Below are 26,407 nucleotides of genomic sequence, written 5' to 3' on the forward strand. Positions count from 1 at the left end.
TAGCACATTTTCAAAATTATCTAATTATCAAATTGGGACATTATCTAATTAAATCTATCTTTGCAGCACGAAAAAAAATGGGTAGTCAAATAAACGATTAACCGATTAAACAAATTAACAAGAACAAATGATTACAGTTAACGATATTTCGGTTCAGTTTGGCGGAACTACACTTTTTAGCGATGTTTCTTTTGCTATTAATGAAAATGATAAAATTGCCCTTATGGGTAAAAATGGTGCAGGAAAATCGACACTTTTAAAAATAATTGCTGGTGCAAACAAACCTTCAACCGGAAGCATTTCTGCTCCAAAAGAAGCTGTAATCGCTTACTTGCCGCAGCATTTACTTACTGAAGATGGTGCGACGGTTATGGAAGAAGCATCAAAAGCGTTCAGTGAGATTTTTACAATGAAAGCTGAAATCGATAATATCAATGAGCAATTGACAGTTCGAACAGATTATGAAAGTGACGAATACATGAAATTGATCGAAAGAGTTTCTGACTTAAGCGAAAAATTTTATGCAATTGAAGAAGTTAACTACGAAGCTGAAGTTGAAAAAGTATTAACGGGTCTTGGATTTGAACGTGAAGATTTTACACGTCAAACTTCTGAATTTTCAGGAGGATGGAGAATGCGTATTGAATTGGCTAAAATTTTATTGAGAAAGCCAGATTTAATTTTGCTGGATGAGCCAACCAACCACATGGATATTGAAAGTATTCAATGGTTAGAAGATTTCTTATTGACTCAAGCAAAAGCAGTTGTGGTAATTTCGCACGATAGAGCGTTTGTAGATAACATTACAAACAGAACTATCGAAGTTACGATGGGAAGAATTTACGATTACAAAGCAAAATATTCTCATTATTTAGAATTGAGAAAAGATCGTAGAATTCATCAGCAGAAAGCATACGATGAGCAACAAAAAATGATTGCAGAAAATCGCGCTTTTATTGATCGTTTCAAAGGAACGTTTTCTAAAACAGATGCAGTTCAATCTCGTGTAAAAATGCTGGAAAAACTTGAAATTGTTCAGGTTGATGAAGTAGATACTTCTGCATTGCGTTTGAAATTTCCACCTGCAGCGCGTTCTGGACAGTATCCTGTTATTGTAAAAGAAATGTCTAAAGCCTACGGAGATCATGTTGTATTTAAAGATGCAAACATTGTAATTGAGCGTGGACAGAAAGTTGCTTTTGTTGGAAAAAATGGTGAAGGAAAATCTACTATGATCAAAGCGATTATGAAAGAAATCGGTGTTGATTCTGGAACTGTTGAAGTTGGACATAATGCTCAAATTGGATATTTTGCTCAAAATCAAGCAGCTTTGTTGGATGAAAATGCAACTATTTTCGAAACAATCGACAGTATTGCAGTTGGTGATATTAGAACACAAATTAAAAATATCTTAGGAGCATTCATGTTCCAAGGAGATGATATTACGAAGAAAGTAAAAGTGCTTTCTGGGGGAGAAAAAACGCGTTTGGCAATGATCAAATTATTGTTGGAACCAGTTAACTTGTTAATTCTGGATGAGCCTTCGAATCACTTGGATATGAAAACTAAAGATATTATTAAAGATGCTCTTCGTGATTTTGACGGAACTTTAATTCTAGTTTCTCACGACCGTGATTTTCTTGACGGTTTAGCAACTAAAGTTTTTGAATTCGGAAACAAGAGAGTAAAAGAACATTTTGAAGATGTGGCTGGTTTCTTGGCACATAAAAAAATGGATTCTATGAGAGAGATAGAAAAGAAATAAGTTAAAATACATAATACTTTAAAAAGCATAAGTTAATTCTTATGCTTTTTTTTGTTTTAAGTATTAAAATAGCTAAAGGTTTGTAATAGTTTAAAATATGACTTTCGTCAGGTTTTTAAATAATCTCTAAAATTACATTTACGTAAGAATAAACTTATTTATAAATAATTTTTATTCAATAAGAAATTTAATTTTTTAGTTATGAATCGAATAAATAATTTTTTAGGTTTTAAAGCCTTTCTTCTACTTTTAATACTTCCTGTTTTAGTGAATGCACAAAGTACAGAATCCAATTTGCAGTCAGAAGTAAAATACCCGCAATTCAAATTCCAAGGACTTTTTCAGGCTCGTTACCTGAGTGGTTTTACAGATGGAATTGATGCCACAACAGGACTTCATCATTCTGATGGTAAAGCAGTCGAAAATACATTTGATGTTAAGAGAATGCGTTTAGGAGTAACGACCAAATTAGGTGAACGCTTTGATGTTGTCGTTTTAGCAAATTTTGCAGATTTCAAATCTGATCCAAAAGGTAAAGTTCTTGAAAATGCTTTTGCACGATATACTTTCAATAAGAATATTGGGGTCTTAGTTGGTCAGTTTAGACCAGCATTTGGGATCGAAGAATTAAATCCTGCAGATATTCTTAAATCATTTGACTACTCCAATCAATACAGTGAATTTGGAAATAATGGTTGGACCAGTTTTCAAATTGGGGCATCGATGTTTGGTAGTTTTAATTTAGGCAAACTTCCTGTTACATACGCGGTTTCTGCAGTAAATGGAAATGGTAAAGATCAGGTTTCTGATAAAGACAACGGAAAACAATATTCTTCGCGCTTTGGTTTTGAATTAGATAAAACGCACAATATTAATTTTGGAATAAACGGCGGAATTGGTGAGGTATACAATAATAAAGTATTTGCAGTTGGATTGGATTTAACAGCAGATTTCAAATTGGCAGATAAATTAATACTGCAAACCCAGCTTGAAGCAAAACAAGGAATTAATCACTACTTATATTATTCCTTAGCAGCAGATGCAAGATCTTCAAATCTCAACGAATATCAAATGAGAGGGGCTTATTTTCTGCCTAATTTAAGGTATGAAATTAAATATCAAAAATTGACTGCGATAGAATTTTCATGCAGATATGAATATTTTGACAGGAACTTCAAAATCGATTCAAATGCCAAACAAACTTATACACCAATGGCAGGTTTAGAATTTGGAAAAGGTTACACAGGACGTATCGAAATGGGAATGCAGTTTGACAATTATAAACGTAATGTACCCAATACTACTGTTTATGATAACAATCTATTTATCATTCAATTTCAAGGAAGATTTTTCTAAAACTAAGACATAATTATTATGAAAGAAATTAATATAAAAAATTCAGTTATTACCTTAGTTATAGGTTCTATAATTTGGTTTGTTCCAACTCCAAATGGGCTTTCGACAGAAGCATGGCATTTATTTGCAATTTTTATCTCAACCATTATTGGGATTATTTTAAAAGCGGCGCCAATGGGCACTATGTGTATGGTTGCGGTTGGAATTACAGCTTTTACTCAGGTTTTAGCGCCAGAAAGTGCAGGAGATTCCATAACATTGGCTTTAAGCGGTTTTGGAAATAAAGTAATTTGGCTTATCGGAATTTCATTTTTTATAGCCCGTGGATTTATAAAAACAGGTTTAGGTAACCGGATAGCTTTTTTATTTATTAAAATATTTGGAAAAAGTTCTTTAGGATTAGCGTACGGTTTAGGTTTGGCAGATTTGGTTTTGGCGCCTGTGGTACCAAGTAATACAGCTCGTGGCGGAGGTATAATTTATCCGATTATGAAGTCGATGTCAATGAATTTTGATTCAGATCCTGATAAACCAGAAACAAGAAGAAGACTTGGAGCTTTTCTTACTTTAAGTAGTTATAATGTAAATTTAATTGCGTCATCAATGTTTCTAACAGGAACTGCAAGTAATCCGATGTGTCAAAAATTTGCAGAAAATTTAGGCATACATATTTCATGGACCTCTTGGGCAATTGCTGCATTAATTCCTGGATTAACAGCATTCTTCGTGATTCCATTTTTATTATATAAGATTTATCCGCCAGAATTGAAAAATACAGGCGATGCCCCAAAAGTGGCTTCTCAAAAACTAAAAGAAATGGGGCCAATTTCTAAAAACGAATGGCTAATGCTTTTAACCTTTTGTATTTTATTATTTCTTTGGATGACAGGAGATTTGTTTTCAATAGATGCTACAACAACTGCATTTATAGGCTTAGTAGTTTTGCTATTAACATCTGTTCTGACTTGGGAAGATGTAAAAGGAGAAAAAGGAGCTTGGGATACAATAGTATGGTTTGCAGTTTTAGTTATGATGGCAAGCTCTTTAGATAAATTAGGCTTTATTGGCTGGTTTAGTGAAATTGTAAAAGGACAAATGATTGGTACGAGCTGGCAAATTGCATTTGTAATTATTATTGCGGTATATTTCTTTAGTCACTATATTTTTGCAAGCGCTACAGCTCACGTTGCAGCTATGTATGCTGCTTTATTGGCTGTTGGAGTTTCTTTGGGAGTTCCAGGATTGTTTTTGGCATTTATGCTTGGATTTGTAGGTTCTTTGTATGGAACATTAACCCATTATGGTCATGGGCCAGCACCAGTTTACTTTGGAAGTGGTTATGTTGATTTAAAAAGCTGGTGGATAAAAGGACTTATTACAGGGCTTGCAATGCTTGTGATTTATCTTGTTATTGGTGGTTTATGGCTAAATGTTTTAGGATTTATTAATTAAAAAAGGTTATTATTTTTTGAAAAGGTGCAAGTTAAATCTTGCGCCTTTTTTTATTAATTTTTTTTAATAACAGTATTTTAATGCAATTTTTTTTACAGAAAGAATCTTTTTTTGTTATTTTAGTATTCCCATTTCGCGTTGGCTCTAAGCAGTTAGTTTTTTGATCTCAAAAAGTAAAAATCTGATTTTTAAATCAGTACAAAAAATAATGTTTTATTTATTTGAAGTCTATGAGGAAAAGTCTACTATTTACAATCGTTTTTCTGTTTTTTATAAGCCCAATTTTTTTATACGCCCAAGGAGATGTCAATCAAGGTGCTGATACAATAAAAAAAGAGGAAAAATATCCGCAGTTTCAATTAAAAGGACTTCTTCAGGCGAGATATCTGGAAAGTTTTGGGGATAATGTAGATGTTTTGGGAATGCATCATTCCACAGGAGATGTAACACAGAGCTCTTTCGACATAAAAAGAATGCGTGTTGGTTTAAATACGAAACTGAGTGAGACCACAGAGATTGTGATTTTGGTCAACTTAGCCGATTTTAAATCAGATACAAAAGGAAAAGTTCTCGAAAACGCCTACGGAAAATATACTTTCAATAAATATATTGCATTAACGGGAGGACAATTCCGACCAGCTTTTGGTATAGAAGAGCTTGTTCCAGTTGATATTATTAAATCATTTGATTTTTCCAATCAATATTATGAATTCGGAAAAAATGGATGGACGAGTTTTCAAATTGGAGCGTCGGCAACTGGAGCTTTTGATGTTGGGAAAATCCCAGTGAATTATGCCGTTTCGGTTTTAAATGGAAATGGAAAAAACCAAGAAATGGATAAAGACAATGGAAAGCAATTTTCTTCAAGATGGGTTTTAGGATTATCAAAAGCGCATAAAATTAATCTTGGTTTAAATGCTGGTTTCGGAAAGGTTTTTAAAGAAGATGTTTTTGCTATTGGAGCAGATATAACCAGTGATTTTAAAGTAACAGATAAACTTAGTTTTGATTTACAGATAGAATACAAACAAGGAACAAACCATAATTTATATTATTCTTTGCCAGTTGACAGCCGAACAGCTAATGTTGCCGATTATGTAATGCGAGGCATTTATTTTCTGCCCAACTTTAGATATGTGGTAAATTACAATAAACTTACAGCGCTAGAATTCTCTTGCCGTTATGAAACTTTTGATCCAAGTTTCAAGGTTGATTCAAATGTGCGCACGACTTACACGCCAATGGTTAGTTTAGAATTCGGAAAATCTTATACAGGTCGTATTGAATTGGGATTTGAAATTGATCGTTTTGATAGAAGTATCCCAGATACAACAACCTATAATGATAATTTATTTTTAATTCAGTTACAGCTCAGAATTTAATTCACTTAATCTTTGTTTTTATGAAAGAAGTAAAAATTCCCCAAACTCTGATTACGCTGGCAGTTTTAATTGCCATTTGGTTTATTCCAGCTCCAGAAGGTGTTGTGATAGAAGCGTGGCATTTATTTGCCATTTTCGTGGCTACAATTTTAGGAATCATCCTAAAAGCAGCTCCGATGGGAACGATGTGCATGATTGCGATTGCTTTAACTGCAATGTCTCAGGTTTTGGCTCCAGGAGATCCAGGAAAATCAATAACGTTGGCATTAAAGGGATTTGGAGATAAAGTAATCTGGCTTATCGGAATTTCATTTTTCATTGCGAGAGGATTTATAAAAACGGGTCTTGGAAACAGAATTGCTTTTTTATTCATAAAAATATTCGGAAAAAGTTCTTTAGGATTAGCTTACGGTTTAGGATTAGCAGATTTGGTTTTAGCGCCAGCTGTTCCAAGTAATACGGCAAGAGGAGGAGGAATTGTTTATCCAATCATGAAATCAATGTCAATGAGTTTTGGTTCGATGCCTGATCAGCCTGAAACGCATAGAAAATTAGGGGCATATTTAACTTTAAATAGTTATAATATGAATTTGATTGCGTCTTCTATGTTTTTAACGGGAACAGCAAGTAACCCGATGTGCCAAAAGTTTGCGCTTAATCTCGGAATAAAAATAAGTTGGATGTCATGGGCAGCCGCAGCGATTGTTCCAGGTTTGTGTGCTTTTTTTGTTATTCCGTTTGTGCTGTACAAAATTTATCCGCCAGAATTAAAGAAAACGGGTGATGCGCCACAGCTTGCCATGCAAAAATTAAAAGAAATGGGCGCAATAACAAGAAACGAATGGATGATGCTATTGACGTTTTTTATTCTTCTTTTTCTCTGGATGACAGGAGATTTACTTTCTATAGATGCTACTTCGACAGCTTTTATTGGATTAGTAATTCTGCTTTTAACTTCAGTTTTAACTTGGGAAGATGTAAAAGCCGAAAAAGGAGCTTGGGATACAATTGTTTGGTTTTCTGTTTTAGTAATGATGGCCAGTTCGCTTAATGAATTAGGTTTTATAGCGTGGTTTAGTGATTTAGTAAAAGCGCAAATTGGCGGATTAAGCTGGCAAATGGCTTTTCCAATTATTATTTTGGTTTATTTCTTTAGCCATTACCTTTTTGCGAGTGCAACTGCGCATGTTGCGGCAATGTATGCGGCACTACTTGGTGTTGGTGTTTCACTTGGAATTCCGGGATTGTTATTGGCGTTTATGCTTGGATTTATAGGTTCGCTTTACGGAACATTAACGCATTATGGTCACGGACCGGCACCCGTATTTTTCGGGAGCGGCTACGTTGACCTAAAGAGCTGGTGGGTCAAAGGGCTTATAACGGGATTGATTATGCTCTTTATTTATATGGTAATTGGAGGATTGTGGCTCCGAATTATTGGATATTTTTAAATTCTAATTCCTGGAGGAAGTAATTCTTTATATTTCGGATTTTTTTTGAAAAACGTAACAATTTTTGGATGAATTGGAACTACTCGATAATTTTTTTCAGAACTTAAATCTAAAATATTTTTAAGTAAAGTGTTGATGATATCTTCGTTCTCGTATGAATCAGGCTTGTTGATTTTGGTTAAGAAGATTTTTTTCTCTTGAAATTGATACTCAACTGCTAACATTCCTTCAGGGATAACAGTTTCAAATTGGCGCGCAAAAGTGTTGTCTTTAATTTCCATAGTTACAGAAGTTTCCATAGTAAATTTTTGTTAGGTTATGTATAAAAAAATGAATTTGGGACACGAAACAGTATTGAAAGAAAATTCTTTATAAGATTTAAAATCAAAAATATTCCGAAATGCAAAGGTAATCATTTGATTTTCAATATTGAATTATTTTTTGAAGATGTAAACTTTATGCTATCGTTTCTAAGTTTATTTTTTTTGGATTGGAAGTAATAATTAGGTCTGAAATTTGATTGTCATGACAGTAAATAAAGTAACTTTATTTTTTTAGAATAAATGTCGCAATGGTAATTTCATTTTAATGTTATGAGTAAAATTCCAGTTTATTTTATGCCAGGTCTGGCAGCAAGTTCGTCTATTTTTGAAAGAATAAAATTGGACGAAAATATTTTTGAAATGCATCTTTTGGAATGGGAAATCCCGAATCCAAAAGAATCTTTATCTGATTATGCACTTCGAATTAGTAAAAATATTAAAGACGAAAACCCTGTTTTAGTTGGGGTTTCTTTTGGCGGAATTCTAGTTCAGGAAATTTCGAAACATATAAAAGCACGAAAAGTCATTATTATATCGAGTGTAAGAAGTAATTTGGAATTCCCGAGAAGAATGAAAATAGGGAAGAAGACAAAAGCTTATAAACTTATTCCAATGCAGTTAATTCTTAATATTGAGAAACTGGCTAAATTTTCTTTTGGCGAAAAAGTCAATAAACGAATTAAATTGTATGAGAAATTTTTATCTGTTCGTGATTTAGGCTACTTGCAATGGGCTGTAGAAAGTGTAATTCTGTGGGAGCGAGATAAAATTGACGAAAATGTAGTGCATATTCACGGAGATAAAGACGATGTTTTTCCGATTAAGTATATTGATAAATGCATTTTAGTCAAAGGAGGAACGCATATTATGATTCTTAATAAATATAAATGGCTGAACGAGAATTTGCCATCTATTATATTGGAAGACTAAAATTCCAATTTAGAAACTCCAAATTCCAAGTTTTCGATCTTTGTCAAAGTTTAAAACTTTGACAAAGATTTAGATAAAGTAAACACAAAGCTTTGTTGTCCTGAGCGAAGTCGAAGGATCTCATGCTTAATCCATTCAGTATTTTCTTTACTTTGCGTGTCCTTCGACTTCGCTCAGGAAGACATAAATGAGAAAAATCTAAAATCTAAAGTCAACAATCTAAAATAAAAAATCCCAAACTCTTTTTCAGAATTTGGGATTTATAATATTGTGATTTAGAAAATTAGATTTTCTTCATTTGTTCTTTCATCATAGAAATTTGCTCTTTCAGCATTCCTTGTTTGTCTAATTTTTTAGCTTCATTTAATAAATTAGTTGCTTCAAGTTTTCTTCTGCGTGACATTGCAACTCCTGCAAGGTTTAATTTAGCTACAGCTAAATCCATATCCATTGATAGTCCAAGTTCGATTGCTTTTTTGAAATGCTTCTCCGCTTGGTTAATATTGGTTTGAGATAACATGATACCTTGTAAGTAATTTAAGTATCCTTGTTGTTTTCTTACTAATGCACCTTCTGGATTTTTGATATATGATAACCATTTATTAGCACCTACAAAGTCTTGTTTTCTTAATTTAAGGAAGGCTAAAAGGATAAATTCGTTTTTAAAATAAAGAAAAATTGGAATTGCAGTCAATAATATAAGAAAGATTCCATTTCCGATATTACTTTCTGTAAATTGCCAAATGCCCGCCACTACAAGAAGTCCGGCCAAAATAAGTTTAATATTTTTGTGAAACATAATTAATGTAAATTTGTGATTGCAAAGATAGTAAAAGGAATTAAAAATATTTTTATAAAAGTGCTTGCCAGAAAAAAAAGTCTTTGTATATTTGCACTCGGTTTTTGAACAACGATATCCAAAACCAAGAAAGAGTTAATTAGATACCATTTTTAAAGATACAAAGCAATGAGCAAAAGAACATTTCAACCATCGAAAAGAAAAAGAAGAAATAAGCACGGATTTATGGACAGAATGGCTTCTGCGAATGGAAGAAAAGTTCTAGCGCGTAGAAGAGCAAAAGGAAGACATAAATTAACTGTTTCTAGCGAGCCTAGACACAAAAAATAATGTTTGTATAAACATACATAAGGCGATTACTTTTTTAGTATCGCCTTTTTTTATACCTTGTCGGTAAAAATTTTCTCAACTTTCTAGTTTTTAGTACACTAGAATAGTTTTTTAAAATCGTAAATAACTACACAATACATAAAAAATGCCTAAAGACACATCAATAAAATCAGTTTTAATTATAGGTTCAGGACCTATTGTTATTGGCCAAGCTTGCGAATTCGATTATGCAGGATCTCAATCTGCTCGTTCGATTCGTGAAGAAGGAATTGAGGTTATCTTGATTAACTCGAATCCAGCGACAATTATGACCGACCCATCTATGGCCGATCATGTTTATTTGAAACCTTTAACGACAAAATCGATTATTGAAATTCTTAAGGAACATCCACAAATTGATGCTGTTTTACCAACAATGGGAGGGCAAACAGCTTTGAACTTGTGTTTGGAAGCTGAAGAAAAAGGAATCTGGCAAGATTTCGGAGTAAGATTAATCGGTGTTGATGTTAACGCAATTAATATTACTGAGGACAGAGAGCAATTTAAACAGCTTTTAGAAAAAATTAATGTGCCAACTGCACCAGCAAAAACGGCTACTTCTTACTTAGAAGGAAAAGAAATTGCTCAAGAATTTGGTTTCCCGCTTGTAATTCGTCCTTCGTTTACACTTGGAGGAACTGGAGCAGCTGTGGTTTACAAAAAAGAAGATTTTGATGAGCTTTTAACTCGCGGACTTGAAGCTTCTCCAATTCACGAAGTTTTGATCGACAAAGCTTTGATGGGATGGAAAGAATACGAATTAGAGCTTTTAAGAGATAAAAATGACAACGTTGTAATTATCTGTTCGATCGAAAACATGGATCCAATGGGAATCCACACTGGAGATTCGATTACAGTTGCGCCAGCGATGACTTTATCTGATACAACTTTCCAAAAATTACGTGACTACGCTATTTTAATGATGAGAAGTATCGGAAACTTTGCGGGAGGATGTAACGTACAATTCGCAGTTTCGCCAGACGAAAAAGAAGATATCGTAGCAATCGAGATCAACCCTCGTGTATCTCGTTCTTCTGCTTTAGCATCAAAAGCAACTGGATATCCAATTGCAAAAATTGCTTCTAAATTAGCTTTAGGATACAACTTAGATGAGTTGCAAAATCAAATTACAAAATCTACTTCGGCTCTTTTCGAACCAACTTTAGATTACGTAATCGTAAAAATACCACGTTGGAACTTCGATAAATTTGAAGGTTCAGACAGAACTTTAGGTCTTCAGATGAAATCTGTAGGTGAGGTTATGGGAATCGGACGTTCTTTCCAAGAAGCGCTTCACAAAGCAACTCAATCTTTAGAGATTAAGAGAAATGGTTTAGGGGCTGACGGAAAAGGATATAAAAATTACGAACAAATTATCGAGAAACTAACTTATGCAAGTTGGGATCGTGTTTTCGTAATTTACGATGCAATCGCAATGGGAATTCCGTTGAGCACAATTCACGAAATTACAAGAATCGATATGTGGTTCTTAAAACAATACGAAGAGCTTTATATTTTAGAAAAAGAAATTTCAAACTACAAAGTTTCAAATCTTCCAAAAGAATTATTGCTTGAGGCGAAACAAAAAGGTTTTGCAGACAGACAATTAGCACACATGATGAGTTGTCTTGAAAGTGAAGTTCACACTTTACGTATGGAACAAAAAATCAACCGTGTTTTCAAACTGGTTGATACTTGTGCGGCTGAGTTTAAAGCTTTGACTCCATATTACTACTCGACTTTTGAGGCTGATATTGAAAAAGCAAACGGAGAGCGTTTTGTTGACAATGAAAGTATTGTAACAGATAAAAAGAAAGTAATCGTTTTAGGTTCTGGGCCAAATAGAATTGGACAAGGAATAGAGTTTGATTACTCTTGTGTACACGGAGTTTTAGCTGCGAAAGAATGCGGTTACGAAACGATCATGATTAACTGTAATCCTGAAACAGTTTCTACAGACTTTGATACAGCTGATAAATTATACTTCGAGCCAGTTTTCTGGGAGCATATTTATGATATCATCCAACACGAAAAACCTGAAGGTGTAATCGTTCAGTTAGGCGGACAAACAGCTCTTAAATTAGCTGATAAACTTTCTAAATACGGAGTTAAAATTATCGGAACTAGTTTCGACGCACTTGACTTAGCAGAAGATAGAGGACGTTTCTCTGACTTATTGACTGAATTAAATATTCCTTTCCCAAGATTCGGAATTGCTGAAACGGCTGATGAAGCTTCAAAACTAGCGGATACTTTAGATTTCCCACTTTTAATTCGTCCTTCTTATGTATTAGGAGGTCAGGGAATGAAGATTGTAATCAACAAAAAAGAATTGGAAGAGCACGTTATCGATTTGTTGAAAGCAATTCCAGGAAACAAATTATTACTAGATCACTACTTAGCTGGAGCAATCGAAGCTGAAGCTGATGCAATCTGTGATGCTGATGGAAATGTTTACATCATCGGAATTATGGAGCACATCGAGCCTTGTGGAGTTCACTCTGGAGATAGTAACGCAACATTGCCTCCTTTCAACTTAGGAGAATTTGTAATGCAGCAAATTAAAGATCATACGCATAAAATCGCTAGAGCTTTAAAAACGGTTGGATTAATCAATATCCAGTTTGCAATTAAAGATGATACAGTTTACATTATCGAGGCAAATCCAAGAGCTTCTAGAACGGTTCCGTTCATTGCAAAAGCTTACGGAGAGCCTTACGTAAACTACGCAACAAAAGTAATGTTAGGACACAATAAAGTAACAGATTTTGATTTCAACCCACAATTAAACGGTTTTGCAATCAAACAACCCGTTTTCTCTTTCAGCAAATTCCCAAATGTAAACAAAGCGTTAGGGCCAGAAATGAAATCGACAGGAGAAAGCATCTTGTTTATTGACGACTTAAAAGACGATCAATTCTACGAATTGTACTCTAGAAGAAAAATGTATTTGAGTAAATAATCTCAGATTTATTATAAAAGAAAAGCTCCAATGAAAATTGGAGCTTTTTTTGTTTATGGTTGAAGTTTCTTAGTTTGAAACATCGTATCTGTAACTAAAAGTACCATCGGTTACTTTTGTTGTAATAGGATTAGATGTGCTGATAGGTTTTGAATCATCTTCAACACAATTAAATGAAAATGTCCCTTTTACAGTTTTTGCATTTGTATCAACTGCAGTTATGATCACGTTTCCTTCAACTGGATATTGAATATTTGTTCCTTTGCTATTGTATGACATTTCTACTTGAGTTTTAGAGGCATCATAAGTAGCTGCTGTAATTGGATATGTACCAACTTTAAGGTCGCTTCTTTTAATGAAAATTCTAATTTCGTCAATCAAATTTTTTCTTCCTTGTAACTGAATGTATTCACTTTCAGGATAATAAGTAAATAAAGGTTTTGTTGTGTAATCTGAACCAAATGGGTTTTGCATTTCCCACAATGTTCCATCAATTTTTGCAGTCATTGCATATTTTGATGTAGGATTGTTGTCAGGGGTTTCGCTGCTATCATCGCTTGAACAGCTACCTAAAATAAGGACAAAAAGAAGTAGTAGGGCTTTTGTTATTTTCATTTTAATTAAATTTGTTAAGCCGTAAATGTAGAAAAATATGGGTTAATATTTACTTAAAAATGTAGTAAAAATTTGAATTTTTTTGCAATAAAAAAAACAATTTTCATTGGAGCTTTTTGTTTAATTTTTGAGAAATTAATACTGTCTGTAATTTTAAAAAGTAAGAAAAAGAATATGTTAAATATATTTTTGTAGTGCTTTTATTATATATTTGTCTTTTTGAATTATGAAAAATGATTATGGAAAAAATGACAAAAATCGGAGTGATTATTATTTTTTGTTTGACGCAATTATTTATCCAATGTACTTCTGCAGATAATAAAGATGCATATAAAAAGGAGACTGAGCAATATGGTGAAGAAATTGTTACGTTGAGGAACTTTCTTGCAGAAAGCCTAAATATGGATATAAAAAAAATCACCTATGATTTGAATGAAAATGCTTTTATAATTGATGGAGATGTAGTAATGCCTTTAGACCAAGCTAGGGGAAATTATGATAGTTATAGCTTAAAAAATACAAATAAGACTGACCAAAGATTTAGTGGTTATATTATGAAATTTGAAATAGCATCAGCAATACAAATATTTATATCACCAGAAGTTACATCAGAATGGCAAATTGCAATAAACAAGGCAATAGATGTTTGGAATAATACTAATTCAGGTATAAATATAACCGCTGTAACTGCTTCAACATCTTCAAACGTAAAAATAATTATGGGTAATATAGACAGCAAAGCTACAATTGCTAATGCTTATTATCCTTATGGAGGTCAACCAGGAGAAAGGATAATGATAAATACTAGCTATATTAATAAATTAAACGATGCTCAGAGAATTAATGTAATCATTCATGAACTTGGACATATCTTTGGGCTTGCTCATACTAATGATCCTTCTAATTCTCTTATACCATGTACTCCTGTTTCAGAAATGATATCCATAATGTTTTCAATAGTAAGTGATTCGACAGCTTTTACTACTTATGACAACATCGCAATTAGTACACTATATCCAGTTAATGAAGGGACGAAAAAGTTGTATCGATTTAAAAAAGGTCAATATTATTTTTATACAGTAGATCCTTGCGAAATAATTGATGGTCAGAATGGTTATGTCTATGATGGAGATTTAGGATATTTATATTCAACCCAAATTTCAGGTACAGTGCCATTGTATAGATCGATAAATGGTAGCGCTGAAAAAGGACATAAGTTAAGTAAATCTCAGGCGCTTTCAAATGATATCATTTTAGGTTATTTATATCTTGATCAATATTCTGGATCTACCGCTTTATATTGTTATAAAAATTCTGCACAAGATTTTTATACAGTAGAGAATTTAGGGCCTTTATTAAGACTGACTTATGGATTTGTACCGCATAAAATTGTTGCAAATGGGAAATACGATGGAATAATATTTTAATTTTTTTTTTTTGAAAGAGACTTATTGCTCTTTTTTGTATTGAAATAACAATTAAAAAGCTCCAATGAAAATTGGAGCTTTTTAAATTATAAAAGTAAGATGTATTATTTTTTAAGTAATTGTTCTAAAGGCTTTAACTGTTCCATGTCGATTTTAGATTTCTGCAATACCGACATTAAAGTCATAATATTATTTGGATTCATATCTTCTCCTAAAACGCGAACTACTGCAAATCCAGTTTCTTTTCTGTTTGCAAAAATGACAAACTCTTTAATATTGTCGTCACTTCCAACGTAACTTACAGAAGCACCGTCTCTACCAGAACCAAATTTCATTAATTCTTGATATTTCGGATCTTTTAAGATGGCTTTTACTTTGTTTCTTTCTGTTTCAAACTCTGTTTGGTTATTTTGATCCGCTTTAAAAGCTAGAATATTCATTTTATCAAACGAATTTAAAGCTTCGTTTTGTTCTGTAGATAATTTTGCTTTGTCAACATTCAAAATGTTTGGCGAAACATCTAAAGCGATAAAATCTTTTTTCTCCGAATTCTCAACAAAATACTTTTGAAGAGTTGGTTCAGAATTACAGCTTCCTAAAGTTAGTAAAGCTATAAGTGCTAAGGTGAAGATATTTGTTCTCATTTTATTTTTTGCCTTTAGAAGCTTTCTTTAAGTCTGAACCGCCAGGAAGCTGCATTTTATCTGTTAATACTGAAATTTCGTTTATGTCAAAATTACCAGTTAAAGATAATAAAACAGTTTCATCGTTTTTTGCGCCGTCAACATACATTAATAATTCTTTTATTTGTGTGTCTGTAGCGCCAGATTTTACCATTATTCTGACATTCTTTCCGCCGTCATTTACTCGCATTAATTCTTCTAAGCCAGCAGTTTTTACATATTTATCAGCTGTAGCTTTCATGTCGGCTTCGATTTTTGGATTTTTGGTTGTAAACACTTTTAAGTAATCTAACTTTTTGATTAGAGCAATATATTGCTGTGTTTCTTTATCAGAAGCATCAGCTTTTACTTTACTCATTAAATCAAACATTTTTTTGTTTACAATTACAGATGTTACATCGTCCTGACCGTCAAATTTATCGAAGGCACTTTGTGCATAGAAAGTTGTGGTAACAAATGCAAATACTAAAGTTATGATGAAATTTTTCATGATTATTTTGTTTAATTACTGTTTAAAAATTTTGTTTTTTGATTGTTCATATTCGTTAATGTATTGTACACTTTCAATACCTACATTAACATTGTTTGATAATAATGCCAAAGCTTTTTGTGTTGCTTTTAGCGCTTCTTCGGGATCATCGTAAGTTCCTAATTCTGTTTGCGAAGCTACTGCAGTAGTGTCATTTTTTTCGCTTACAAAAAAGTAAGTCCCGATGCCCAACAAAACAACAGCAGAAGCTGCAATCGATAACCACGCCACATTTCGTTTCTTAGTTTGTAGTGGAATCTCATACGTCGATTTCTGTTCTTTTGCTTGAGAGAAATATCCAAACATAGGCTTGTATTGCTCCAAATGCTGCGCAACATTCGATGAAGAAAAATATTCTTTTAATTGATTTTCCTCAGCAATAGAAGTTTCTCCCTGAAAGTATTTTTCTAATATATCTTCTATTTTATTTAGTTCCATAAAGGTGTGTATTTGTCATTGATTCTCTAATTTTTTTTCTCGCTCTCGAAAGTGCCACTCGTATTGCGGTTTCGTTCATATTAACGATTTTTGCTATTTCGTCAAATTCATATTGTTCAATATCTCGAAGCTGAATTAATAATTGCAATTGCTCAGGCATTTCATTGATAATTTTCTCGACCCATTCTAAAGTGTCTTCATCTTCAATTTTTTTATCTAATCGAGGTTCTCGATCTGTAAAATTATTGTGGACAATCTGAAGATTACTGGCTCTTTTAGATTTTAGCTGATCGAGACAATAATTTTTGGTCATTGTCATTGCCAATGCTTCGACGCTATTGTAATCTTCCAGATTTTCTTTTTTGTTCCATAATTTCACCATTACTTCCTGAGTAGCATCTTCGGCTTCTTCAGTACTTGTAAGCAATCTTTTTGCCAGACGAAAAACTTTGTCTTTAAAAGGATTTATTAATTCTATAAATACAACTTGGTTCATTAATCTGATGGTTAATCGTTAGCTTATATAGTCAAGACGAGACACAATTATATTTGTTACAGCAAAAGATAAATATTTTTTTTATGTAAAAAAATACTGATTTTATGATGAAGGTAAAACTAAAGATATTACTTTTACACTTATACCACTAAGATATTAAATGATTATGAAAACAACTTTAAAGAGCTTTCTCTTTCTTTTTTTATTCGCTTTTTCTTTACAGTCTTGTGAAGATAATGACGATGTTGCTCAACCTGCAGATGTGCAAGTTAATAGTTTTATCTGGAAAGGATTAAATGCAGTTTATTTATGGCAGGCCGATGTTCCTAATTTGGCCGATAATCGTTTTGCTACAGAGGAAGACTTAAATCAGTTTTTAAGAGGATATTCTAAGCCAGAAGATTTATTTGAAGATTTGCTTTACAAACCAGTAAGTAAATATCCAAACGGTGATGCGGTTGATCGTTTCAGCTGGATTGTTGATGATTATACTGTTTTGGAACAAGAATTAAACGGTATTTCAAAAAATAATGGTGTCGATTTTAGATTAAGTCGTATAGCATCAGGATCAGATGATGTTATTGGATATGTTCGATATATTATTCCAAACTCAGATGCTTCTACAAAAGCAATTAAACGTGGAGATTTATTTACTAGTGTAAATGGTGTAAAGCTTACGGTATCTAATTATGAGGAATTATTGCTAAATCAAGATAGTTATACTTTAAATCTTGCTGATTACAATGGAAGCGGATTTGTTTTAAATGGTAAATCGGTTGCTTTGACAAAAACAGTTTTAGAAGAAAATCCAATTTTAATCAATAAAGTAATTACTTCAGGAAGTCACAAAATTGGTTATTTAATGTATAATGGTTTCTATGCAGAATATGATGCTAAATTGAATCAGGCTTTTGGTGAATTAAAAGCACAAGGAGCAACAGATTTAGTTTTAGATCTTCGTTACAATGGAGGAGGATCAATTACATCTTCAACTAGACTTGCCAGTATGATTACTGGACAATTTGATGGTCAGATTTTTTCTAAAATGACATTTAATGCTAAACAAATGGAAGGTCTTACAACTGAAGATTTGGAAGATTTAAATGAAAGATTCGTTAATAATATTGACGGAACAGCATTAAACAGCTTAAATTTAAATACTGTTTATGTTATTACAACTGCGAGTACAGCTTCTGCCAGCGAATTAGTTATTAATGGTTTAAAGCCTTATGTAAATGTAATTCAGATTGGAGAAACAACTACGGGTAAAAATGTTGGATCGTTTACGGTGTATGATTCTGAAACTTTGGTAACAAAAAAAGGAATCAATCCAAATCATAAATATGCAATGCAGCCGTTGGTTTTAAAGATTACAAACTCAGTAAATTTTGGAGATTATACTCAAGGTTTGCAACCAACTTTTCAGCAGTATGAGCAAGTAAGCACTTATGGTGTTTTAGGAGACACATCTGAACCGCTATTGAATATTGCCATTTCGCAAATTACAGGAACAACTGCTAAAAGAATATTCAATGATTCTGAACCATACAGACCATACCTAACTGATTCTAAAATCATAAATGGATTAAGACATGGAATGTATCTTAAAACTGGACCAAAATTATTCTAGTAGATTATAATAAAAAAGGCTTTCAGAAATGAAAGCCTTTTTCGTAAAACAAAAAACTAATTCTAATTAGGTAATTAATCGTTAAAGTAGAAACCGTTTGGACCCACACCAACCGTTAATTCTTTTAATAATGATCCAGATAAGTTATAAATATATGCTTTGCTATCTGTTTTAAAGTTTCCTCCATCTGAAAGATAAACGCGGTTGTCTTTTACTGCAAATCCGTAAAGGTATCCAATATCTGAACTAGCTGTAAACATAGGGCTAATAGAAGCTGTTGTTGCAGCTGTATTAATTGAGTATACTGAGTTTCCTACTGTATAATAAATTTGGTTGTTTTCTATGTCTAAATAACCAGCAACTCCTTGAGATTCCGGAATTTCAATTTTAGAAACCGATTTATCAGAGATTTTAACTTTTATAATTTCGCTGCTTTGTGTGTAAGAAGGACGTAAGATATAAAGAGTTCCGTTTTCTTCCTCAATAGAATCTGAACCAGAACCAATTGTAATTGGATCTTCTAAAGTTTTCGTATTGATATTGTAAATAGAAAGCTTGTCACTACCCATAGGATCTGTAATGTATAATTTTCCGCTTTCTTCAATAATTCTATTTCCAGTTGTGTTTAAGTTAATTTTAGATTCAACTAGGTTTGTTGCTAAATTAATAACAGCGATATAATCATCTGTAACTGAATCATAAGAGTTTGCATTTGTTACATAAGCTTTACCGTCTTTTACAACGCCATATCTTGGGTTAGCCAATCCGCTGTCAACTTTAGCAATTAACTTAAAAGTATAACGGTTTACAATGCTTATTACATTTGATCCGCCCGCAATGATATAAGCTTTGTCTCCTTCAAAAAAGATGTTTTGAACAAATTTTCCAAGTACATCAGCTCCGTTTTCTGCTTTATAAGCGTCTTTTGTGAAAATCGTGAAATCATTACTAGAAAATGATACAGTTCCAGCGTCTGAACTTCCTTCATTTAAAATGAAAAAACCATTGTCGTAAGCACCTTTTGGGCCATCGTTGTCATCACTTGAACAAGAAGCAAATAACGAAATGCTTAACGCTATTAAGAGTAATTTACTAAACTTCATATATTAAAATTTTAAGGTTAAATACATATTGAAATTACGACCTGGCATTGGTCTGTTTTCTAGACTTTCATAGTCTTTATTAAAAAGATTTAAAACTTGAAAACCTAGTTTGAAAGAATCTAAAAATTTAAAATCATAATCGATTCCGATATTTGAAATCGTATAATCATTAATAATTTCATCAGGATTATTATCAGCTCTAGTATAAACAAAACCGTTATAAAGAATTTGATAGTAAGCGCTCATTTTATTTCGAGAATATGAAACCGATCCTGTCGCTTTGTGAAACGGAACAAAAAAGATCTGGTTTTTCGTTTTTTCATCCTGCGAAACCGTGTATGCATAAGTAGTATTTGCTGCAAAAATATTTTTGCCATAACTTTTTTTCCAGCTTAATAAAGTTTCGGTTCCATAACTGTTTACTTTATCTTGATTTTGCGGGGTCCAGATGCCATTTGCGCCAGGAACCCATTGCAGCATGTCAGTTATTTTCATGTAATAGAAATTCTGCGTCCAAGTGAAATTTTTAAATGTAAACACATTTCCAATTTCTCCCTGATAAGAACTTTCGGGTTTTAAATTAGGATTTCCGCCTTCGTCCCAATACAAATCATTATAAGTTGGAATTCTGAAATTTCTGGAAACGTTCAATTTTAAATTGTACCAATCATTGAATTTATAAGAAGAACCTAAATTGAATAAAACAGGCGATTTATAATTGCTCGTAAATTCTTTTCTAACACCCAATTCATTTTTCCAATTAGTGCCAATATCTTGTCTCAGTAATAAAGATGCTGAACTTATTTCGCGAATATGGCTTCCAAAACTACTTCCGTAACCGTTTGTTCTGCTGTAATCTACAATTCCGTTAATATGAGTAGATTTGAACAAATTATAATCTACATCTAGCTTTGTAATTAAATTTTCGGTCTTTCCGTAAGTATAATATTTCGTAGAATTATCAGCAAAATATTGATAGTTTTCGAAAATATAAGCGGTCTTGAAATTGGTTTTCAGTTTTCCGAAATTTCCATCGTATTCCAATAAATTTCGATTAAAACCATTTATATATTTACTTTTCGTCTCCGATTCGGTAATCAAAGAAGTATTACGGTCAGTATTTGAAGTCTGAGTATAAAGTTTTAAAATATGATTTTCGTTGAATTTGTATCCAGCATTAGCACTCAGAGTAATAATATCATATTGACCATTTTGGTTCCAGCGCTGTTCGCCTCTCCAAGTATATCTATTTAAATATTTATAATCGTTTGTTGAGCTATTTTTAGAAAAACCAATTTGCGTGCTCCACTTTTTGTTCGAGATAGAAGTTTTATAATTAATCCCAATCGTATTAAAACTACCGTAATCTAGTCTTAAATTATTCTCAAAACGATTAAAAAATAACAAATCGTTATTTAAATGAACCGTTCCTCCAACAGCACCGCTTCCGTAAATAACACTTCCGCCGCCAGCTTTTACACTTATAGAATTATAATCTGAACCCGAAATAGTATTGAAATCGGTACTCCCATTCATTTGCGAATTAATATTTATTCCGTTCCAAATTACTGCTGTTTGAGAAGAAGTTGTTCCTCTAAAAGAAACTGTGGAAAGCATTCCGCGCCCGTATTCTTTAAAATACAGCGTTGAATTAAAATTTAATAAATCGGTTAAAAGTGCTTCATTTTTATTAATGATAGAATCATTAAGTTTTAAAACAGATTGAGAAGCAGAATATTTTTTTAGGTTTTTATCAGAAATTAAAACTTCTTTCAAAGAGGTAATAGAATCGTTCTGCCCCAAAATAATCTGGCACATCAAGAATAAACAAAAAGCAAAAAATCTTTTTAAAGTCATATATTTCTACACTCTTTTTCCCGAGAGCTCGATAATGGTTACAAAGGCAGGTCTCCTGGCTCGCGTCTTGTTGTTTACCTTCCCACCACGCGGGGCGTGACAGTGGTTTGTAGTTACAACAAGCATTCGTTTGAACTAAGCTTACAGTTGCGGGTACAGCTCAAGAATTTACTTGATTCCCTTTTAATGCATTTTTAAAATCAAAAATGCAACCTTTAATTTGCTGCAAAGATAAAGTTAAAAATATTGATTATTCAAATTTGTTTTGCGTTTCATATAAAATTATAAATAATTCGCTTTAAAAATCAATTTTTATAACTTGTCCAAAATCGACTTTATTATTGAAAGCTTCTTTCAACGGAAGCGAAGTTTGATGACACAAAATACTTCTGATTATACCAGCGTGAGCCACAATAACAATTGGCTGATCAATTTTTGAAATTTTATCAGATAGAAAATAGCCAACTCTTTCGTGAAGTTCGACAAAAGATTCTCCGTTGGTGACTTTGAGATTTACAAAATCTTCCATCCAAGGATTAAGTTCTTCAGACGGAATTTCGTTCCAGTTTTTTAATTCCCAATCGCCAAAATTCATTTCTTTTAAACGCTCGTCTTCCTGATAAGAAATGGTTTTGATGTTGTCTTGAATGTATTTAGCCAAAATAACACAACGCTTTAACGGACTTGAAAAAATAACTGCTTCTTCGGGTAATTCAGAAATTATTTTGCTAAAAATTGCATCAAATGGCTCTGCAATATTTACATCCGATTGTCCATAACAGATTCCTTTCTCGCAAATGGTTTCGGTATGACGAACTAGATAAATTTCCATAAAAACAAAATACTTAAGTAGAAAATAACTTCGCAAACCTGCTGCGTTGCTCCAAGACAATCTCCAGTATAACCATCAATCCATTTTTGAAAATATCGCGCTAGAAAATATCTTGTTATAAAAACAGGAATAAGAGCAAGAAGAAATTTTAAATCAAAATAAGAGAAAGCAATCAACGGAATTAAACCAAAAAAGAAAGATCCAAAAACTTCTTTCCAAGTATATTGTTTTGCAATTGGTTTGCTTTTGCTTGAGGCATCTTCACGAGAATATTCATGTGTAAAAATAATACTAATTGCTGCCAAACGGCTCAAAGAATGAGCAGAAATAAACAAGAGAAAAATGAGAAGAATGTCATTAGTGAAAAGCGAAATGGATTCTGAAAGCAATTTGAATTTTAGCAAAAACATTAAAACCAATCCGATTGCTCCATAAGCGCCAATTGCACTGTCTTTCATAATCATTAAAATTTTTTCCTTGGTCCAGCCTCCTCCAAAACCATCGCAGACATCTGCAAATCCATCTTCGTGAAAAGCGCCAGTTGTTAAGATAGAAGCAATAATTGCCAATATAACAGCAATTTCTGTCGAAAGAAAAAATGAAAAAAGATAAAAAGCCAGAAATGAAATACTCCCAACAATCCATCCAATAAAAGGGAAATATCTTGTGGCTTTATTTAAATAATCTGGATGATGTGTAATGTTTTTTGGACATGGAATTCTAGTGTAAAACATTAAACAGGTAAAGAAAATGTGTAGTTCTTTTTTCATTTAAAAAGAGTAATAATTATGATTTATAAAGACTGAAAACTGAGACTGAGATTGAAAACTATTTACGGCTTATACCCGCGCTTTCAAAACTAGCCATTTCATTCAAAAAAGCTTCAGCCGATTTTAAAATTGGAAAAGCAACTGCGCATCCAGTTCCTTCGCCCAAACGCAAATCGAGATTTAAAATAGGTTTTGCATCCAAATAATTTAGCAATTTTGAATGTGCTTTTTCAGCAGAACAATGACAGAAAACAGCATTTTTTTTGATGTTCGGATTTATTTTCGAAGCAATTAAAAAAGCAACTGTACAAATAAAACCGTCAACCAAAATCAACATTTTATTTTCAAAAGATTCGAGCATTGCACCAGACATTTGAAGAATTTCAAAACCTCCAAAATAGGAAAGCTGCGATATTAATTCGGCTTGACCGGAATAATTGTCAACTGCTTTTTTGAGTAAGTTTTGTTTCAGAATTAATTTCTCATTTTCAACTCCAGTTCCTTTTCCAATGCATTCTTCAATAGGAATTTCCGTTAAAAGACTCATTAAAACAGAAGCTGTAGAAGTATTTCCAATTCCCATTTCGCCAAAACCAATACAGTTTGAGCCCAATTTTGCAATATTCTGTACAATCGATTTTCCTTTATTCAAACACAATTGTACTTCAGATTCGCTCATTGCAGGAACATGTAGAAAGGATTGAGTTCCTTTGGCGATTTTCGCATCAATTAATTTTGCATTTGTTGGAAAATCATAATTAACGCCAGAATCAACAATTGATAATTCAATATTATTTTGTTTGCAGAAAACATTGATTGCCGCTCCGCCATCCAGAAAATTATTGACCATTTGTCGCGTAACATCCTGCGGATAATCGCTTACGCCATGATTTGCAATTCCGTGATCGGCAGCAAAAACTACTATATTAGGTTTTTCAATTTTTGGGTTTAAAGTTTCAAAAACAGTCGCCATTTGAAAGGCCAAAGATTCTAAAGTTCCCAAAGAACCAACAGGTTTTGTTTTCGAATCTATTTTTTCTTGTAAAAGTCTATTGAAATCAGATTTGTTTTCGACTTTATTTTCAGATTTCAAATCAGTAGCAGGAATATTTATCTGATGAATTTCTTTGATTTCCTTGCAAATTGGAGCTTGTGATTTTTGTTTCCAATGCAACTGTTGTAACATTGGCTGATTGTTATAATTGGTTGCAGGTTTCCCGATGCAGAAATAACCCAGCGGCTCTATATTTTCAGGTAAATCGAGGATTTTTTTAAACTGATAATAATTCAAAATGGAAACCCAGCCCATTCCGTAGCCTTGTTCTGTCAACGAAAGCCAGATGTTTTGTGCCGCACAAACAGAACTGAATTTTACGGCTTCGTTACTTCCAACTGTCCCAATCGTAAACTGATTGAGAACCGAACGATCGTAAGCAATTATAAGTCCGATAGGAGCTTCTTCGATTGCTTCTAATTTTAATGATCTGTAAAGTTCCTTTTGTTCTAGATTGTCGGTTAGTTCTTCGGCTTTTTTATTGTAGTCTAAAAAGAGTTTTTTAATAGACGCTTTAACTTCATCCGATTTGATGAGATAATATCTTGTAGCATCGGTTAATCCCACAGAAGGCGCCCAATGTCCAGCCTGTAAAGCTTTTTGAATTACTTCGTCTGGAACTTCATCGCAGGTAAAATGTCGGGTGTCGCGTCGGGATTTTAATATATCGTCTAGATTACTCATGCTATAAAATTACAATTTTTAAATCCCAAATTCCAAGGTCAAACTCTAAAAAAGAAAATTCCAAATTCCAAAACTATACTGAGCTTTGGAATTTGGAATTTCTAATTTGGATATTTTTATTTGATTTTAACCGGAATTCCAGAAACCATTAAAACGACTTCATCAGCATTTTCGGCAATAAATTGGTTCATCCAGCCTTGAAGTTCGACAAATTTTCTTCCAATGTGCGTTTCTGCATGAACACCCATTCCGATTTCGTTTGTTACAATAATTATATTTGCATTTTCGTGCTTAGCGATAGCAAGAAATTCTTTTTTAGCTTCCTCTAAACTCGCATCGACATCATTTTTATGATCAATAAAAAAGTTCGTCAGCCAAAGTGTAACACAATCAATTAAAGCAGTTTTTCCAGAAAAATCGATTTTACTTAAATATTTTTCTTCTTCAATGTTTGTCCAACGTTCGTCTCTTTCTTGTTGATGGCGATCGATTCGATTTTGAAAATCGGAATCCCATTTTCTGGCTGTTGCAACATATAATGGAGAATTTGAAAGTTCTAAAGCTAGTTTTTGAGCATGACCGCTTTTTCCAGAACGTTCGCCGCCAGTTATCAAGTAAATCATTTTATTAATTGTGAATTGTTAATGGTTAGTTGTTAATTTTTTTGTTGCTAATTGACTTTTAGAAGTTTTAATAATACTGGTAATTAATTTTAGAATTATTACAGCATCGTTGTTGATGTTGTCAAATTCTTTTTCATTTAAATAATCAGTAGCTTTTAATAATTCTAGCCAATATACAGTTTCATTAGCTTCTTTTTGAGCAATTGCAAATTTATGAATAAAATCGCTTTTACTTTCAGCATGTTCAGCTTCTCTTATCATTGCACCAACACTTGTTCCAGATCTTAAAAGTTGTTTTGAAAGAATAAATTATTTTTTAGTATTATTTAGGTATTGATAAAGTTTTACAACTCTAATAGCAAAATCAAAACTTTTATTTCTAACAATGTTGTTTTTCATAATTAACAACTAACAATTTATAATTAACAATTAATAAGGGCAATGTCGGCAGTCATTTCCGCAGCAAGTTCCTCTTTTTAGATGAAACCAGGCTTTGAAAACATAATTGCCATTTTCGATATAATAATCGATGCCTTCAATTAGTTTTTCTGTTTTGGGTAATGATAGAGCTTTATTTTGAAGCGCTTTTTCAGGAGTTAAGGTTTCGATATAGGCATCGATTTTGTCCTCGCAAGCTTCTTTAAAACAAACGGGACAAAGACAATCTCCGCCTTCAGAAAGATTGAAGATTGGTGGATAATCGTTGCACCAGCATTTGTTTTCTACAGATATATCTCCACAGCTGAATTCTGAATCACAGCTTGAGCAAATTTTCATTTTTGTGGTATTCATGTTGTAAAGATACAATTGTTTAAATTTGTAAGAATAAAGGTAAACAAAAAAAATAATAAATACTTTACCTTTGTTCCATCCAAAA

At 32.7% G+C, this 26,407-nt stretch carries 24 protein-coding genes, 1 pseudogene and 1 riboswitch; of the genes and pseudogenes, 10 read left to right on the top strand and 15 right to left on the bottom strand.

Going from position 1 to position 26,407, the window contains the following annotated elements; translation table 11 throughout:
• The first annotated feature begins 127 nt into the window (after positions 1 to 127).
• The 5 genes from DM444_RS09220 (at position 128) to DM444_RS09240 (ending at position 7,406) form a co-directional block, all read left to right on the top strand.
• The gene (locus DM444_RS09220) at positions 128 to 1,765 is read left to right on the top strand and encodes an ABC-F family ATP-binding cassette domain-containing protein (protein WP_111285866.1); all 1,638 of its coding nucleotides are present in this window, start codon (positions 128 to 130) and stop codon (positions 1,763 to 1,765) included.
• Between the two features lie 201 nt (positions 1,766 to 1,966).
• Entirely contained in the window at positions 1,967 to 3,121 is a 1,155-nt protein-coding gene (locus DM444_RS09225) for a porin (protein WP_111285868.1), read from the top strand.
• Between the two features lie 18 nt (positions 3,122 to 3,139).
• Positions 3,140 to 4,573 carry an anion permease gene (locus DM444_RS09230; RefSeq protein ID WP_111285870.1) on the top strand — a complete coding sequence of 478 codons (1,434 nt, stop codon included), beginning with the start codon at positions 3,140 to 3,142 and terminating at the stop codon, positions 4,571 to 4,573.
• A gap of 230 nt (positions 4,574 to 4,803) precedes the next feature.
• A complete protein-coding gene (locus tag DM444_RS09235) occupies positions 4,804 to 5,955 on the top strand; it encodes a porin (protein WP_111285872.1) in 1,152 nt (383 codons plus the stop codon).
• A gap of 20 nt (positions 5,956 to 5,975) precedes the next feature.
• Positions 5,976 to 7,406 (top strand): anion permease, encoded by a 1,431-nt coding sequence (locus DM444_RS09240; RefSeq protein ID WP_111285874.1) that lies wholly within the window; start codon positions 5,976 to 5,978, stop codon positions 7,404 to 7,406.
• Here the strand turns inward: DM444_RS09240 and DM444_RS09245 are convergent.
• Positions 7,403 to 7,705 carry a GNAT family N-acetyltransferase gene (locus tag DM444_RS09245; RefSeq protein ID WP_239455638.1) on the bottom strand — a complete coding sequence of 101 codons (303 nt, stop codon included), beginning with the start codon at positions 7,703 to 7,705 and terminating at the stop codon, positions 7,403 to 7,405. The two genes, DM444_RS09240 and DM444_RS09245, sit on opposite strands and share 4 nt — an antisense overlap.
• 294 nt (positions 7,706 to 7,999) lie before the next feature.
• Here DM444_RS09245 and DM444_RS09250 point away from each other — a divergent pair, with 294 nt between their 5' ends.
• On the top strand, positions 8,000 to 8,659 hold the full coding sequence (locus DM444_RS09250; RefSeq protein WP_111285876.1) for an alpha/beta hydrolase family protein: 660 nt from the start codon (positions 8,000 to 8,002) through the stop codon (positions 8,657 to 8,659).
• Positions 8,660 to 8,942: 283 nt separating this feature from the next.
• Here DM444_RS09250 and DM444_RS09255 read toward each other — a convergent pair whose 3' ends face one another.
• The gene (locus DM444_RS09255; protein ID WP_111285878.1) at positions 8,943 to 9,458 is read right to left on the bottom strand and encodes a DUF2892 domain-containing protein; all 516 of its coding nucleotides are present in this window, start codon (positions 9,456 to 9,458) and stop codon (positions 8,943 to 8,945) included.
• Between the two features lie 168 nt (positions 9,459 to 9,626).
• On the opposite strand from DM444_RS09255, the gene rpmH reads away from it, so the two are divergent.
• On the top strand, positions 9,627 to 9,788 hold the full coding sequence (rpmH, locus tag DM444_RS09260; RefSeq protein ID WP_008464848.1) for a 50S ribosomal protein L34: 162 nt from the start codon (positions 9,627 to 9,629) through the stop codon (positions 9,786 to 9,788).
• A 145-nt stretch (positions 9,789 to 9,933) separates the two neighbouring features.
• Positions 9,934 to 12,789, top strand: coding sequence for a carbamoyl-phosphate synthase large subunit (carB, locus tag DM444_RS09265; protein ID WP_111285880.1), 2,856 nt, complete (start codon positions 9,934 to 9,936; stop codon positions 12,787 to 12,789).
• A 69-nt stretch (positions 12,790 to 12,858) separates the two neighbouring features.
• Here the strand turns inward: carB and DM444_RS09270 are convergent, their stop codons facing one another.
• Positions 12,859 to 13,404 (bottom strand): DUF6252 family protein, encoded by a 546-nt coding sequence (locus DM444_RS09270; RefSeq protein WP_111285882.1) that lies wholly within the window; start codon positions 13,402 to 13,404, stop codon positions 12,859 to 12,861.
• A 233-nt stretch (positions 13,405 to 13,637) separates the two neighbouring features.
• On the opposite strand from DM444_RS09270, the gene DM444_RS09275 reads away from it, so the two are divergent.
• Entirely contained in the window at positions 13,638 to 14,831 is a 1,194-nt protein-coding gene (locus DM444_RS09275) for a M57 family metalloprotease (protein ID WP_111285884.1), read from the top strand.
• Positions 14,832 to 14,935: 104 nt separating this feature from the next.
• On the opposite strand, the gene DM444_RS09280 is transcribed toward DM444_RS09275, so the two are convergent.
• Genes DM444_RS09280 through DM444_RS09295 form a run of 4 tightly spaced genes read right to left on the bottom strand, consistent with a single transcriptional unit; the run spans position 14,936 to position 16,977 of the window.
• Positions 14,936 to 15,475 (bottom strand): DUF4252 domain-containing protein, encoded by a 540-nt coding sequence (locus DM444_RS09280; RefSeq protein ID WP_111285886.1) that lies wholly within the window; start codon positions 15,473 to 15,475, stop codon positions 14,936 to 14,938.
• 1 nt (position 15,476) lies between these two features.
• Positions 15,477 to 16,004, bottom strand: a complete 528-nt coding sequence (locus tag DM444_RS09285) for a DUF4252 domain-containing protein (RefSeq protein WP_111285888.1) — start codon at positions 16,002 to 16,004, stop codon at positions 15,477 to 15,479.
• Between the two features lie 15 nt (positions 16,005 to 16,019).
• A complete protein-coding gene (locus DM444_RS09290) occupies positions 16,020 to 16,481 on the bottom strand; it encodes a hypothetical protein (protein WP_111285890.1) in 462 nt (153 codons plus the stop codon).
• Entirely contained in the window at positions 16,468 to 16,977 is a 510-nt protein-coding gene (locus DM444_RS09295) for an RNA polymerase sigma factor (protein ID WP_111285892.1), read from the bottom strand. Before DM444_RS09295 ends, DM444_RS09290 begins: the two co-directional genes overlap by 14 nt.
• 166 nt (positions 16,978 to 17,143) lie before the next feature.
• Between DM444_RS09295 and DM444_RS09300 the strand changes: the two genes are divergently transcribed.
• Complete coding sequence (locus tag DM444_RS09300) at positions 17,144 to 18,607, top strand: S41 family peptidase (protein WP_111286038.1); 1,464 nt, start codon at positions 17,144 to 17,146, stop codon at positions 18,605 to 18,607.
• Positions 18,608 to 18,681: 74 nt separating this feature from the next.
• Here the strand turns inward: DM444_RS09300 and DM444_RS09305 are convergent, their stop codons facing one another.
• The 8 genes and pseudogenes from DM444_RS09305 to DM444_RS09340 form a co-directional block, all read right to left on the bottom strand.
• Entirely contained in the window at positions 18,682 to 19,710 is a 1,029-nt protein-coding gene (locus tag DM444_RS09305) for a YncE family protein (protein ID WP_111285894.1), read from the bottom strand.
• Between the two features lie 3 nt (positions 19,711 to 19,713).
• Entirely contained in the window at positions 19,714 to 21,567 is a 1,854-nt protein-coding gene (locus DM444_RS09310) for a TonB-dependent receptor plug domain-containing protein (protein WP_111285896.1), read from the bottom strand.
• A gap of 28 nt (positions 21,568 to 21,595) precedes the next feature.
• A riboswitch (cobalamin riboswitch) is annotated at positions 21,596 to 21,799 on the bottom strand.
• A gap of 66 nt (positions 21,800 to 21,865) precedes the next feature.
• Entirely contained in the window at positions 21,866 to 22,399 is a 534-nt protein-coding gene (gene cobC, locus DM444_RS09315) for an alpha-ribazole phosphatase (RefSeq protein ID WP_111285898.1), read from the bottom strand.
• Entirely contained in the window at positions 22,384 to 23,169 is a 786-nt protein-coding gene (locus tag DM444_RS09320) for an adenosylcobinamide-GDP ribazoletransferase (protein ID WP_111285900.1), read from the bottom strand. The genes cobC and DM444_RS09320 overlap by 16 nt, the downstream gene beginning before the upstream one ends.
• 58 nt (positions 23,170 to 23,227) lie before the next feature.
• Complete coding sequence (gene cobT, locus DM444_RS09325; protein WP_111285902.1) at positions 23,228 to 24,907, bottom strand: nicotinate-nucleotide--dimethylbenzimidazole phosphoribosyltransferase; 1,680 nt, start codon at positions 24,905 to 24,907, stop codon at positions 23,228 to 23,230.
• Between the two features lie 116 nt (positions 24,908 to 25,023).
• Positions 25,024 to 25,530, bottom strand: coding sequence for a bifunctional adenosylcobinamide kinase/adenosylcobinamide-phosphate guanylyltransferase (cobU, locus tag DM444_RS09330; protein ID WP_111285904.1), 507 nt, complete (start codon positions 25,528 to 25,530; stop codon positions 25,024 to 25,026).
• 18 nt (positions 25,531 to 25,548) lie between these two features.
• Positions 25,549 to 25,929, bottom strand: a pseudogene (locus tag DM444_RS09335) (four helix bundle protein).
• Between the two features lie 30 nt (positions 25,930 to 25,959).
• Positions 25,960 to 26,322: a DUF5522 domain-containing protein gene (locus tag DM444_RS09340; protein WP_111286040.1), complete on the bottom strand. Its 363-nt coding sequence runs from the start codon at positions 26,320 to 26,322 to the stop codon at positions 25,960 to 25,962.
• Positions 26,323 to 26,407 lie beyond the last annotated feature (85 nt).

The sequence above is a fragment of the Flavobacterium ginsenosidimutans genome, from assembly GCF_003254625.1.
In the GTDB taxonomy this organism is placed as follows: domain Bacteria; phylum Bacteroidota; class Bacteroidia; order Flavobacteriales; family Flavobacteriaceae; genus Flavobacterium; species Flavobacterium ginsenosidimutans.

Coding starts and splice junctions, on each gene's coding strand:
- DM444_RS09220 (WP_111285866.1), top strand. CDS start 128: ATGATTACAGTTAACGATATTTCGGTTCAGTTTGGCGGAACTACACTT.
- DM444_RS09225 (WP_111285868.1), top strand. CDS start 1,967: ATGAATCGAATAAATAATTTTTTAGGTTTTAAAGCCTTTCTTCTACTT.
- DM444_RS09230 (WP_111285870.1), top strand. CDS start 3,140: ATGAAAGAAATTAATATAAAAAATTCAGTTATTACCTTAGTTATAGGT.
- DM444_RS09235 (WP_111285872.1), top strand. CDS start 4,804: ATGAGGAAAAGTCTACTATTTACAATCGTTTTTCTGTTTTTTATAAGC.
- DM444_RS09240 (WP_111285874.1), top strand. CDS start 5,976: ATGAAAGAAGTAAAAATTCCCCAAACTCTGATTACGCTGGCAGTTTTA.
- DM444_RS09245 (WP_239455638.1), bottom strand. CDS start 7,705: ATGGAAACTTCTGTAACTATGGAAATTAAAGACAACACTTTTGCGCGC.
- DM444_RS09250 (WP_111285876.1), top strand. CDS start 8,000: ATGAGTAAAATTCCAGTTTATTTTATGCCAGGTCTGGCAGCAAGTTCG.
- DM444_RS09255 (WP_111285878.1), bottom strand. CDS start 9,458: ATGTTTCACAAAAATATTAAACTTATTTTGGCCGGACTTCTTGTAGTG.
- rpmH (WP_008464848.1), top strand. CDS start 9,627: ATGAGCAAAAGAACATTTCAACCATCGAAAAGAAAAAGAAGAAATAAG.
- carB (WP_111285880.1), top strand. CDS start 9,934: ATGCCTAAAGACACATCAATAAAATCAGTTTTAATTATAGGTTCAGGA.
- DM444_RS09270 (WP_111285882.1), bottom strand. CDS start 13,404: ATGAAAATAACAAAAGCCCTACTACTTCTTTTTGTCCTTATTTTAGGT.
- DM444_RS09275 (WP_111285884.1), top strand. CDS start 13,638: ATGATTATGGAAAAAATGACAAAAATCGGAGTGATTATTATTTTTTGT.
- DM444_RS09280 (WP_111285886.1), bottom strand. CDS start 15,475: ATGAGAACAAATATCTTCACCTTAGCACTTATAGCTTTACTAACTTTA.
- DM444_RS09285 (WP_111285888.1), bottom strand. CDS start 16,004: ATGAAAAATTTCATCATAACTTTAGTATTTGCATTTGTTACCACAACT.
- DM444_RS09290 (WP_111285890.1), bottom strand. CDS start 16,481: ATGGAACTAAATAAAATAGAAGATATATTAGAAAAATACTTTCAGGGA.
- DM444_RS09295 (WP_111285892.1), bottom strand. CDS start 16,977: ATGAACCAAGTTGTATTTATAGAATTAATAAATCCTTTTAAAGACAAA.
- DM444_RS09300 (WP_111286038.1), top strand. CDS start 17,144: ATGAAAACAACTTTAAAGAGCTTTCTCTTTCTTTTTTTATTCGCTTTT.
- DM444_RS09305 (WP_111285894.1), bottom strand. CDS start 19,710: ATGAAGTTTAGTAAATTACTCTTAATAGCGTTAAGCATTTCGTTATTT.
- DM444_RS09310 (WP_111285896.1), bottom strand. CDS start 21,567: ATGACTTTAAAAAGATTTTTTGCTTTTTGTTTATTCTTGATGTGCCAG.
- cobC (WP_111285898.1), bottom strand. CDS start 22,399: ATGGAAATTTATCTAGTTCGTCATACCGAAACCATTTGCGAGAAAGGA.
- DM444_RS09320 (WP_111285900.1), bottom strand. CDS start 23,169: ATGAAAAAAGAACTACACATTTTCTTTACCTGTTTAATGTTTTACACT.
- cobT (WP_111285902.1), bottom strand. CDS start 24,907: ATGAGTAATCTAGACGATATATTAAAATCCCGACGCGACACCCGACAT.
- cobU (WP_111285904.1), bottom strand. CDS start 25,530: ATGATTTACTTGATAACTGGCGGCGAACGTTCTGGAAAAAGCGGTCAT.
- DM444_RS09340 (WP_111286040.1), bottom strand. CDS start 26,322: ATGAATACCACAAAAATGAAAATTTGCTCAAGCTGTGATTCAGAATTC.